At 60.7% G+C, this 10,889-nt stretch carries 10 protein-coding genes; 1 reads left to right on the forward strand and 9 read right to left on the reverse strand.

The genetic code is table 11. The features are described 5' to 3' along the window. Positions 1–27: 27 nt before the first annotated feature. The 7 genes from rutG to rutA are packed head-to-tail and all read right to left on the reverse strand — an operon-like array spanning position 28 to position 5,468. A complete protein-coding gene (rutG, locus tag ACQG2G_RS07840; protein WP_013097199.1) occupies positions 28–1,356 on the reverse strand; it encodes a pyrimidine utilization transport protein G in 1,329 nt (442 codons plus the stop codon). A 21-nt stretch (positions 1,357–1,377) separates the two neighbouring features. Next, positions 1,378–1,872, reverse strand: coding sequence for an NADH-dependent FMN reductase RutF (rutF, locus tag ACQG2G_RS07845; RefSeq protein WP_013097198.1), 495 nt, complete (start codon positions 1,870–1,872; stop codon positions 1,378–1,380). Between the two features lie 9 nt (positions 1,873–1,881). Next, positions 1,882–2,472: a malonic semialdehyde reductase gene (locus tag ACQG2G_RS07850; protein WP_013097197.1), complete on the reverse strand. Its 591-nt coding sequence runs from the start codon at positions 2,470–2,472 to the stop codon at positions 1,882–1,884. Between the two features lie 9 nt (positions 2,473–2,481). Beyond that, positions 2,482–3,282 carry a pyrimidine utilization protein D gene (gene rutD / locus ACQG2G_RS07855; protein WP_038419080.1) on the reverse strand — a complete coding sequence of 267 codons (801 nt, stop codon included), beginning with the start codon at positions 3,280–3,282 and terminating at the stop codon, positions 2,482–2,484. A gap of 7 nt (positions 3,283–3,289) precedes the next feature. After that, positions 3,290–3,676 (reverse strand): pyrimidine utilization protein C, encoded by a 387-nt coding sequence (gene rutC / locus ACQG2G_RS07860; protein WP_013097195.1) that lies wholly within the window; start codon positions 3,674–3,676, stop codon positions 3,290–3,292. A gap of 11 nt (positions 3,677–3,687) precedes the next feature. Then, positions 3,688–4,377 (reverse strand): pyrimidine utilization protein B, encoded by a 690-nt coding sequence (gene rutB / locus ACQG2G_RS07865; RefSeq protein ID WP_013097194.1) that lies wholly within the window; start codon positions 4,375–4,377, stop codon positions 3,688–3,690. Next, positions 4,377–5,468 (reverse strand): pyrimidine utilization protein A, encoded by a 1,092-nt coding sequence (gene rutA / locus ACQG2G_RS07870; protein ID WP_013097193.1) that lies wholly within the window; start codon positions 5,466–5,468, stop codon positions 4,377–4,379. Before rutA ends, rutB begins: the two co-directional genes overlap by 1 nt. A 242-nt stretch (positions 5,469–5,710) precedes the next feature. Here rutA and rutR point away from each other — a divergent pair, with 242 nt between their 5' ends. Beyond that, complete coding sequence (rutR, locus tag ACQG2G_RS07875) at positions 5,711–6,349, forward strand: HTH-type transcriptional regulator RutR (RefSeq protein WP_013097192.1); 639 nt, start codon at positions 5,711–5,713, stop codon at positions 6,347–6,349. A 68-nt stretch (positions 6,350–6,417) separates the two neighbouring features. On the opposite strand, the gene ACQG2G_RS07880 is transcribed toward rutR, so the two are convergent. After that, complete coding sequence (locus ACQG2G_RS07880; protein WP_029882762.1) at positions 6,418–6,807, reverse strand: lysozyme inhibitor LprI family protein; 390 nt, start codon at positions 6,805–6,807, stop codon at positions 6,418–6,420. 101 nt (positions 6,808–6,908) lie between these two features. Then, the gene (gene putA, locus ACQG2G_RS07885) at positions 6,909–10,871 is read right to left on the reverse strand and encodes a trifunctional transcriptional regulator/proline dehydrogenase/L-glutamate gamma-semialdehyde dehydrogenase (RefSeq protein ID WP_040023863.1); all 3,963 of its coding nucleotides are present in this window, start codon (positions 10,869–10,871) and stop codon (positions 6,909–6,911) included. Positions 10,872–10,889: the final 18 nt, after the last annotated feature.

Consider the following 10,889-nt stretch of genomic DNA (forward strand, 5'->3'; position numbering starts at 1 on the left):
TCACCCGGCAAGTAAGGGGCCGTTATATCAGGTGGAGGGGGTGATGGCTTCCCCTTGCGCTTCATCCCCTTTCCGGCGGCTCAGCAGGGCATTAAGCAGGATCGCCCCAAAGGTCGCCGTACCAATCCCGCCAACCGTAAACCCGCCCAGCGTCAGGGCAAAATCACCTGCACCCAGCACCAGCGTGACCGCCACCATAATCAGGTTACTGTTCTGGCTGAGATCGACGCGATGCTGTACCCAGATGCGCGCTCCCGCCACGGCAATCAACCCGAACACCACAATCGATGCGCCGCCGATGACCGGCGAGGGAATGGTGTGGATCAGCGCACCAAATTTTGGTGAGAAGCCGAGCAGCATCGCCATGACCGCCGCCGCCACGAACACCAGCGTGGAGTAGACTTTCGTTACCGCCATCACGCCAATGTTCTCGGCGTAGGTGGTGACACCGCTGCCGCCCACCGACCCGGAAAGCATCGTCGCCAGGCCATCCCCGACAAACGCGCGCCCCATATACGGATCCATACTGCGCCCGGTCATGCCCGCCACGGCCTTCAGATGCCCTAAGTTCTCCGCCACCAGGATCACCGCGACAGGGGCGATAAGCATCATGGCCTGCGTGTTAAAGGTTGGCGACGTGATCTGCGGCAGACCGAACCAGGCAGCCTGATGGAGCAGGGTAAAGTCGACAGGCTTGCCGAAACCAAAGACATTGGCCAGCAGGGCGTAGATCAGACAGGCCACAATCAGCCCGACCAGAATCAGCAGACGCTGGACCATGCCGCGGGTGAATACCGCCACCAGACCGATACACAGCACGGTGATCACCGCCATCCAGCTCTCAAACGGCGAGCCGGAGACACTCTTCACGGCAATTGGCGCCAGGTTCAGGCCAATCGCCATCACCACCGCGCCGGTAACCACTGGCGGCATCATTCGCTCGATCCACCGGGTTCCGATCTTCATCACCACGACGCCAATCAGGGTATAGACAAGACCACAGGCGATAATGCCGCCGAGGGCGACGCTGAGGTTGGGGTTGATCCCCTGACCGTTAAACCCGGTGGTGGCGATGACCACGCCGACAAAGGCGGCGCTGGATCCCAGATAGCTGGGTACGCGCCCGCCGGTGACAAAAAAGAACAGCAGGGTGCCAATACCCGACATCAGAATGGAGAGATTGGGATCAAGGCCCATCAGCATCGGCATCAGCACCGTTGCACCAAACATGGCAACCGCGTGCTGGACGCCCATCACCAGGGTTTGCCCGAGCGGGAGCCGTTCATCCGGCGCGACCACGCCAGGTTCTGTAGAGGTCGATTTCAACTGCCAGTGGGGAAATCCGAACATTGCCATGAGCTGCTTCCTTAAGAAGGGTTAACAGGCGGGTCGCATAAGCGCGTGGTAGCCGCGGTCAAACCACACCAGCCCCTGCGGGGCGGGGTGGCGGATAATGGACACGATGTCGCAAAACAGAATGTCGTGGGTGCCGACGCTGACCACCTGGCTGATACGGCAATCAAACGAGGCCAGCGCCTCCTCCAGACGCGGGCAGCCCGTCTCGCCCGTCTGCCAGCGGGCAGCGGCGAAGCGATCTTCCATCGGCGTTTTGCCGCCAAACAGGTTTGAGAGTGGCTCCTGTCCGGCGCTCAGGGTGTTGACGCACAGGGTGCGGTTTTCGCTAAACGTCGGCCAGACGGACGCGCCGCGGTTAAGACACACCAATAGCGTCGGGGGCGAGTCGGTGACGCTGCACACGGCGCTGGCGGTGAAGCCCGCTCTGCCAGCAGGGCCGTCGGTGGTGATGATATTGACCGCCGCGCCTACACAGGCCATGGCATCGCGAAAGGTTTGTTTATCGGGTGTCGTCATGATGGCTCCTTACGCCAGCCCGCAGGCGTCTTCAAAGGCCAGGCGCGGCAGACGGCCGTAGAGTTTGCCCACATCGCCATAGCCGATATTGATCAGCAGATTGCTTTTCAGCAGCGTGCCGGTGAAAAAGGCTTCGTCGACTTTTTGCCGGTCAAAACCGGACATCGGGCCGGTGTCCAGCCCCAGGGCGCGACAGGCAAAGATGAGATAAGCGGCCTGCATGGAGCTGTTGCGAAAGGCGGTCTCTTCAGCGTGCGCGGGGCTGGTGGTAAACCAGCTCTTCGCATCCCCGTGCGGGAACAGTTCAGGCAGACGCTCATAGAATTCCGTGTCCCACGCCACAATCGCGGTGACCGGTGCGGTGAGGGTTTTCTCCAGGTTTCCGCTGGAGAGTGCGGGGCGCAGCTTCTCTTTACCCTCTGCGCTGCGCACAAACACAATACGGGCCGGGGAGCAGTTAGCGGAGGTAGGCCCCCATTTCATCAGGTCGTAGATCTCGCGCAGCGTCTCGTCGCTGACCGGTATGTCCAGCCAGCCGTTGTGGGTGCGTGCGCCGGTGAACAGTGAATCCAGCGCGGCAGAGGTAATGGCTTCGCTCATCGAAACTCCTTATAAAGCGGGTTCATGGCTGTGCAGCAGGCTGGCAAGCCCGTTCAGCAACAGGGTATTAAACGTTTCCGGCTCGGTGACGTTGCAGGCATGGCCGCCCTGGCGCATCACCACGCTGTGGCTGTGCGGGAGCGCCGCCTGCAGCTCAGACGAGCAGACAGAGGGCACCAGCAGGTCATCGGCGGAACAGATAAGGTGCACCGGGCAGGCGATGCGGGCGGCATGGCGACTAAAATCGGCCTTTTTCAGCGCGTTCAGCCTGCGCAGCAGATTGTTTTTGCCCTGAAAGTGCGCCAGCGCCAGTGCCTCTTCTGCTTCCAGACGCGGTGCGCGGGCGGCCATCCAGTCTGCCGGATAGAGAAACAGCGGCTGCGCCTCTACCCACGCCTGCGCGCCACCGGCATGCAGCAGCCGTTCGCGGATCTGAAAGCAGCGTCGGGTATGGGCATTCAGCGTCAGCCAGCCGTTGACGCACACCAGCGCTTTGAGCGCATCGGGGGTGTCGAGCGCCAGTTGCAGGCCGATCAGCGCCCCCAGCGCATGGCCGACCACACAGTAGCGGGTGATGCCGACCGCGGTCAGCGCCTGTGCCAGCTCACCGGCCATCTGCCCCAGGGTGTACTCTTCCGGCAGGGTGTCAGGGTTATTGCCGGTGCCACGCTGGTCGTAACAGACCACCTGATACTCCTGTTCCAGCGCGGCTAGCTGGGGTAACCAGTAGCTGCCGCCCCCGCCGAGTCCGGCAATCAGCACCACGACGGGCGCGCCGTCAAACGGGGGCGGTGAGACGGAGAGCTTCATGGCAGCCTCACTTTCCAATGTGCGCAACGGTGGCGATTTCAACCAGCGCGTCCGGCTTTACCAGCCCGCACTGAATGCAGAAGCGGGCCGGCTTATCGCCGGGGAAGAACTCCGCATAGATCTCGTTAATCGCGGCGTAGTTTTTCCAGTCGGTGATAAAGATGCTGTTGAACGTCACATCCTCCATCGTGCCACCTGCGGTTTCGATCACGGTCTTGATCGTCTCCAGCACGTGGCGCGTTTGCGCCTTTGGGTCGTTGATAAACACCACGTTGTTGTCTTTATCAAACGGCAGGGTGCCAGAGACGTACACCACGCCATCGGCGAGCGTGCCGGGGACAAACGGCGCAATCGGCGTGCTGGTGCCCGGTGGAATAATCACGGATTTCGGCATCGTATGTCTCCTCAGGCGATACGGGCGAGCGGCGGATTCAGGGCGTCGCAAAAATCGGCGACGTTACTGACCCAGCCAAAAAAGGTTTCGATATTGAACAGCGCCGCTTTCTGGGCAAATTCCGGCCCCGCCTGATGAGTGGCGTCTTCCAGTACCACGCCGAAATACTCGAGGAAGAAGCCGTCGCGCAGGGTCGACTCCACGCAGACATTGGTAGCAATGCCGGTAAAGACCAGATGACGAATGCCCCGGCTGCGCAGCAGGCTGTCGAGCGGCGTGTTGAAAAAGCCGCTGTAGCGCGGTTTGGGCAGCACGATATCGCCTGCTTCCGGCACCAGTTCATCCACCAGCTGATAATCCCAGCCACCTTTAGCCAGCAGCTTGCCCTGCAGTTCGGGCCGTTTGCGCATGGTTTTCAGGGCGTTTGATTTGTGAAAATTGGGCGAGCCGGGGCCACCGGCTTCCACGTATTGATCGTCCCAGCCGTTCTGAAACCAGATGATGAGCATCCCGGCGGCGCGTGCGGCGGCGACGGCGGTTTTGATGTTCTCAATCACCGGCCGGGTGGCGGAGACGTCAAACCCCGCCAGATCCAGATAACCGCCGGGGCTGGCGTAGGCGTTTTGCATATCCACCACAATCAGCGCGCTCTGCGGTGCAGAAAAGGTGATGGCTTCCGGACGGGCATTAAGGGTTGTCATTACGCCACCTCCTTGGTGATGGCGGGAATGTGGGCGCGGCACTGCATCAGCGGCTGAATGCGCTCGCCGAAGGTCTCCACACCGGTGAGGAAATCGTCGAAGGTCAGCAGAACGCCTTCCGCGCCGGGAACGGCGGCCACTTCGTCGAGCATTCTGGCAACGCTGGCATACGAGCCGACGAGCGTGCCCATGTTGATATTGACGGCAGAGGTCGGGTCGGCCATCTGGCGCACGTTGGTGTCCGCGCCGGAACGGGTATCTTTCTGGCTCTGTTCGGTGAGCCAGCTCAGGGCCTCGTCGTCGGCCCCGTCCTTATAACGCTCCCATTTGGCGCGCGCGGCCTCATCGGTTTCGTCGGCAATGACCATAAACAGCACGTAAGAGCCCACATCACGGCCGGTTTTGTCGGCGGCCTCTTTCATGCGTGCGGCGGTTGGGGCGAAGGCGGCGGGGGTGTTGACGCCTTTACCGAAACAGAAATTGAAGTCGGCGTATTTTGCCGAGAACGCCATTCCCGCGTCGCTCTGCCCGGCGCAGATCACCTTCATTGGTGCAGAAGGCTGCGGGCTGACGCGACAGTCATTCATGGTGAAGTAGTCACCTTTGAAATCGCTCTTGCCGGTACCCCACAGATCGCGCAGCACCTGCACGTATTCGGTAAGGTACTCATAGCGGCGCGAGAAGTACTCATCTCCCGGCCAGAGCCCCATCTGGTCGTACTCCGGCTTTTGCCAGCCGGTGACCAGATTGACGCCAAAGCGTCCCCCGGAGATGGAGTCGATAGTGGAGGCCATCCGCGCGACAATGGCTGGCGGCAGGGTGAGCGTGGCGGCGGTGGCGTAGATCTGAATCCGTGACGTCACCGCCGCCAGGCCCGCCATCAGGGTGAAGGATTCCAGATTGTGATCCCAGAATTCGGTTTTGCCGCCAAAGCCGCGCAGCTTGATCATCGAAAGTGCAAAGTCGAAATGGTAGTGCTCCGCTTTTTGCACGATGGCTTTGTTCAGCTCAAAGGTCGGCATGTATTGCGGAGCAGTGGTCGAGATAAGCCAGCCGTTGTTGCCAATGGGTACAAATACGCCAATTTTCATCACGAACCTCTCTTCACTACGTTGCAGGTGAACAGGGTTTTGCAAAGGGAGTGCCAGTTTTCAAAATGGCTTTGTTATTAATGTGTTAATCAATGGTAGGTGAATTGAACGTGACAAAAGTGGACTAAATGGTCAAAAACATTGCACACAAAACAGGCATTCATGCGCGATGGGAGTGCAGGATGTCGTGGCGAGGCGGGGGTTTTGCTATGCTGTTGGCAACGCAGAATAAGGAGAGCGGGATGACACAAGGCGCAGTGAAAACAGCAGGTAAACGTTCGCAGGCGGTGAGCGCCAAAAAGCACGCCATCCTCAGTGCGGCGCTGGAGACCTTTTCACAGTTCGGCATTCACGGCACGCGCCTAGAACAGGTGGCGGAGCAGGCCGGGGTGTCCAAAACCAATCTGCTCTACTATTACCCGTCGAAAGAGGCGCTGTATGTGGCAGTAATGCAGCAGATCCTGGATATCTGGCTGGCGCCGCTAAAGGCCTTTCGTCAGGAGTTCGCCCCGCTGGTGGCGATCAAAGAGTACATTCGCCTGAAGCTGGAGGTGTCCCGTGATTATCCGCAGGCATCCCGGCTGTTCTGTCTGGAGATGCTGCAGGGCGCGCCGCTGCTGAAGGCAGAGCTGACGGGGGATTTAAAACAGCTGGTGGACGATAAATCCGCGATCATCGCCGGGTGGGTCGCCAGCGGCAAACTGGCACCTGTCGATCCGCAGCATCTGATCTTTATGATTTGGGCCGCCACCCAGCACTACGCTGACTTTGCGGCCCAGGTGGAAGCGGTAACCGGAAAGACGCTGCAGGACGAAGCGTTTTTCCAGAGCACTCTCGAAAACGTGCAGCGGATGATTATTGAAGGGATCCGCGTGCGCTAGTTTCCCTCTCCCTAACCCTCTCCCACGGGGAGAGGGGACTGTTCTGTGCTGTCTTTTCTCCCTCGCCCCTATGGGGTGAGGGGACAGCTTAAGTTGCCCTCTTCACACTGCATCAGCGAGGCCAGAAACGCCTCGCGTTCCACGGTTTTCTCCGTCAGGCACTGACTAATGATCATAGGCTGCACACTGCCTCCCTCGGTACCAGAACCGATAAAATTGCAATCCGCATCGCGCAGGGCGATCCACGCCTGCTGCGCCTTTTTCAGCAGGTCACGCTGTGGGGCCGCCGCACGCTTAATGGCGGACTGATAAGTCTGGTTGAGCTTTTTATCAGCGGCCTGGTACTGCTGCGCGCTACAGGTGTTCAGTTCAAGCTGCGTAGTGGCGTTGTCGCACTCGTCGGCCAGCGCGCTGGCGCTCAGCAGCAGGGCGGCGCCTGCGAGAAATACTCTTTTCATCATCCCCTCCGTGTAAAAAAGCCGGATGCGCTGTGCTTATCCGGCCTAAGGTGAAGTTGTAGCCCCGGTTAGCGTAGCGTCACCGGGGAGAGTGTACAAGATTACCCGATTGTCATCAGGCTGGCGTTACCGCCCGCTGCCGCGGTGTTGACGCTGAGCGAACGCTCCACGTACAAGCGCTCCAGCAGCAGGTTGGTTTCACCGCGGGCGAAGCCCTGCACCGAAACAATCGCCCCGCTGCGGGCCGCAACCTGCTCGCACAGTTCGCGCAGTTGATCGGAATCACCGTGGTAGATAACCGCGTCAAACGGCTGCGCAAGCAGGGCATCAGGCTTCGCAAAGTGAATGCGGGCAGACACCGCTTTCGGCAGTTGCTTCGCCAGATCGCGGTGCAGACCGTCTTCCGGCCACAGCACTTCACAGCCCGTTGCCATCGCGGCGGCCAGCTGAACCAGCGCATCCTGTTCGTTATCCGCCACGCACAGCACGCGTTCGCGCGGCATCAGCGTCCAGGTGTTGCGTTCGCCGGTAGGACCCGGCAGCAGACGCTGCGTGCCAGCCTGCGCCAGCTCGCCGTACTGCTGTGCGACAGCGCGCAGCTCAGGACGTTTTTCCGCCCAGCTGATGAGTGCTTCCAGCGGCTGCGTCAGCACGGTTTTCAACTGGACATCCACCGGATAGTCCGCGTCCTGGCGTGCCAGCGTCACGCCCAGCGCGCGCTCAGGACGGTTCGCCAGCAGACGGTACAGATAGAGCGGGCCACCCGCTTTAGGACCGGTGCCGGAGAGCCCCTCGCCGCCGAACGGCTGCACGCCCACGACCGCGCCAACCATGTTGCGGTTGACGTACAGGTTGCCCACTTTGGCGCTGCCGGTGACTTGGGCGATGGTTTCGTCGATACGGGTATGCACGCCGAGCGTCAGGCCATAGCCGGAGGCGTTGATCTGCTCAATCAATGCATTCAGGTTGTTACGGTTGTAACGCACCACGTGCAGGACCGGGCCGAAGACCTCTTTTTTCAGCTCGTCGAAGCTTGCCAGCTCGATAAGCGTAGGCGGCACAAAGGTGCCGGTCTGCCACTCGCGGGCATCTTCGCTGTTCTCGCGCACGGCCTGGAACACCGGACGGCCTTTGGCACGCATGGCCTGAATGTGGTTTTCAATATTCGCTTTGGCTTCCGCGTCGATCACCGGCCCGATATCGGTGGTGAGGCGGCCCGGGTTGCCCATGCGGCACTCGGCCATGGCACCACGCAGCATCTTCAGCGTGTGGTCGGCCACGTCGTCCTGCAGGCACAACACGCGCAGGGCGGAGCAGCGCTGACCCGCGCTGTCAAAGGCGGAGGCCAGCACGTCTACCACTACCTGCTCGGTGAGAGCAGAGGAGTCGACAATCATGGCGTTCATGCCGCCGGTTTCCGCGATGAGCGGCGTTGGGCGGCCCTGGGCATCCAGACGGGTGGCGATGTTACGCTGCAGCAGGGAGGCCACTTCGGTCGAGCCGGTAAACATCACGCCACGCACGCGGTTATCCGCGGTGAGCTTCGCACCCACCGTTTCACCCCGGCCTGGCAGCAGCTGCACCACGCCCGCCGGTACGCCCGCTTCCAGCAGGATGTTAATCCCCTGAGCGGCAATCAGCGGGGTTTGCTCCGCCGGTTTGGCCAGCACGCTGTTGCCTGCGGCAAGCGCGGCGGCAATCTGGCCGGTGAAGATCGCCAGCGGGAAGTTCCACGGGCTGATACAGACCACAGGACCAAGCGGGCGGTGCGTTTCGTTATCGAAATCATCGCGCACCTGGCCTGCATAGTAGTGCAGGAAGTCGACGGCTTCACGGACTTCGGCGATGGCGTTGCTGAAGGTTTTCCCCGCTTCGCGCACCAGGATACCAATGAGCGACTGCATCTGATCTTCCATCAGCACCGCGGCGCGTTCCAGAATGGCGGCACGTTCTTGCGGCGGGGTGGCGAACCAGATTGGCGCGTTGTTTACCGCGCTTTCCAGCGCCTGCTCCACTTCCGCTTCCGTGGCTTCACGCACGTAGCCGACAATATCTTTTGGCTCTGCCGGGTTGATCACCGGCTGCATCTCGCCGTCTGCGACCGGCTGTTCCAGCATCGGTTTGGCCTGCCATTTCTGCAGCGCGCTGTTGAGCAGGGCAGAAGAGAGGGACGCCAGACGGTGTTCGTTGGCGAGATCCAGACCCGCCGAGTTGATGCGGCCTTTGCCGTACAGCTCGCGCGGCAGGGCAATCTTCGGATGCGGCAGACCAATCTGGCCTTCCTGAGCCGCCATTTTCTCAACGGCCTGCACCGGATCGGCAACCAGTTCGTCCAGCGGCAGGGTGGTATCGGCAATGCGGTTAACGAAGGAGGTGTTCGCCCCGTTCTCCAGCAGACGACGCACCAGGTACGCCAGCAGGGTTTCATGGGTACCGACCGGAGCATAAATACGGCACGGACGGTTCAGCTTGCCCTCTGCCACTTTACCGGTGACCTGCTCATACAGCGGTTCACCCATGCCGTGCAGGCACTGGAATTCGTACTGGCCCGGATAGTAGTTCTGCCCGGCCAGGGTGTAGATCGCCGCCAGGGTATGAGCGTTGTGGGTAGCGAACTGCGGGTAGATCAGGTTTGGTACGCCGAGCAGCTTTTTCGCACAGGCGAGGTAAGAGACGTCGGTGTAAACCTTGCGGGTGTAAACCGGGTAGCCTTCCAGACCTTCCATCTGGGCACGTTTGATCTCGCTGTCCCAGTAAGCGCCTTTTACCAGTCGGATCATCAGGCGACGACGGCTGCGGCTGGCCAGGTCAATCAGGTAATCAATAACGAACGGGCAGCGTTTCTGGTAGGCCTGAATAACAAAGCCAATTCCGTTCCAGCCTGCCAGTTCCGGCTCAAAGCACAGTTTTTCCAGCAGATCGAGCGAGATCTCCAGACGGTCTGCCTCTTCGGCGTCGATGTTGATGCCAATATCATACTGGCGCGCCAGCAGGGTCAGGGATTTCAGGCGCGGGTAGAGCTCTTCCATCACCCGGTCGTACTGCGCGCGGCTGTAGCGCGGGTGCAGGGCGGAGAGCTTGATTGAGATGCCCGGACCTTCATAAATACCGCGACCGTTGGACGCTTTACCGATGGCGTGGATCGCCTGCTGGTAAGAGACCATGTAGGCCTGCGCGTCGGCAGCGGTCAGGGCCGCTTCACCCAGCATGTCGTAAGAGTAGCGGAACCCTTTATCTTCCAGCTTGCGGGCGTTGGCCAGCGCTTCGGCGATGGTTTCACCGGTAACAAACTGCTCGCCCATCAGGCGCATCGCCATATCCACGCCTTTGCGGATCAGCGGCTCGCCGCTCTTGCCGATAATACGGTTCAGGGAGCGGGAGAGGTTCGCTTCGTTGTGGGTCGAGACCAGCTTGCCGGTAAACAGCAGGCCCCAGGTGGCGGCGTTAACGAACAGCGACGGGCTGCGGCCAATGTGTGACTGCCAGTTGCCGTTGCTGATTTTGTCGCGGATCAGCGCATCGCGGGTGGCTTTATCAGGAATACGCAGCAGTGCTTCTGCCAGACACATCAGCGCCACGCCTTCCTGGGAGGAGAGGGAAAACTCCTGCAGCAGGCTCTGCACCATACCGGCACGGCCGCTGGCGGTTTTCTGGTTACGCAGTTTGTCGGCCAGTTGATACGCCAGGCTGTGCGCCTGCGCGGCGACGGCTTCAGGCAGGCGAGCCTGCTCCAGCAGCATTGGCACGGCGTCCGTTTCAGCACGGCGGTACGCACCGGTAATGGCGGCGCGGCTGACGGACTGCGGCAGGATCTGCTCCGCGAACTCCAGGAACGGCTGATGATTCTCGTCGCCAGCAACCGGCGCGTCTTCGCTCTCATTGGCGGCACCTGCCAGCAGGGCGGGCAGCTCGGGCAGACCTTCGTCGCTCTCAAGCCGTTCAAGATAGTTAAAAATTGCCTGCTTGATTAGCCAGTGCGGCGTGCGGTCAATGCGGGTTGCTGCGGTCTTAATCCGTTCGCGGGTTGCGTCATCCAGCTTAACCCCCATGGTGGTCATGCCCATGCCAAAACTCCTGTTGTT

The organism is Enterobacter cloacae complex sp. 382A5, assembly GCF_050031095.1.
GTDB lineage: Bacteria > Pseudomonadota > Gammaproteobacteria > Enterobacterales > Enterobacteriaceae > Enterobacter > Enterobacter cloacae.

Coding starts and splice junctions, on each gene's coding strand:
- rutG (WP_013097199.1), bottom strand. CDS start 1,356: ATGGCAATGTTCGGATTTCCCCACTGGCAGTTGAAATCGACCTCTACA.
- rutF (WP_013097198.1), bottom strand. CDS start 1,872: ATGACGACACCCGATAAACAAACCTTTCGCGATGCCATGGCCTGTGTA.
- ACQG2G_RS07850 (WP_013097197.1), bottom strand. CDS start 2,472: ATGAGCGAAGCCATTACCTCTGCCGCGCTGGATTCACTGTTCACCGGC.
- rutD (WP_038419080.1), bottom strand. CDS start 3,282: ATGAAGCTCTCCGTCTCACCGCCCCCGTTTGACGGCGCGCCCGTCGTG.
- rutC (WP_013097195.1), bottom strand. CDS start 3,676: ATGCCGAAATCCGTGATTATTCCACCGGGCACCAGCACGCCGATTGCG.
- rutB (WP_013097194.1), bottom strand. CDS start 4,377: ATGACAACCCTTAATGCCCGTCCGGAAGCCATCACCTTTTCTGCACCG.
- rutA (WP_013097193.1), bottom strand. CDS start 5,468: ATGAAAATTGGCGTATTTGTACCCATTGGCAACAACGGCTGGCTTATC.
- rutR (WP_013097192.1), top strand. CDS start 5,711: ATGACACAAGGCGCAGTGAAAACAGCAGGTAAACGTTCGCAGGCGGTG.
- ACQG2G_RS07880 (WP_029882762.1), bottom strand. CDS start 6,807: ATGAAAAGAGTATTTCTCGCAGGCGCCGCCCTGCTGCTGAGCGCCAGC.
- putA (WP_040023863.1), bottom strand. CDS start 10,871: ATGGGCATGACCACCATGGGGGTTAAGCTGGATGACGCAACCCGCGAA.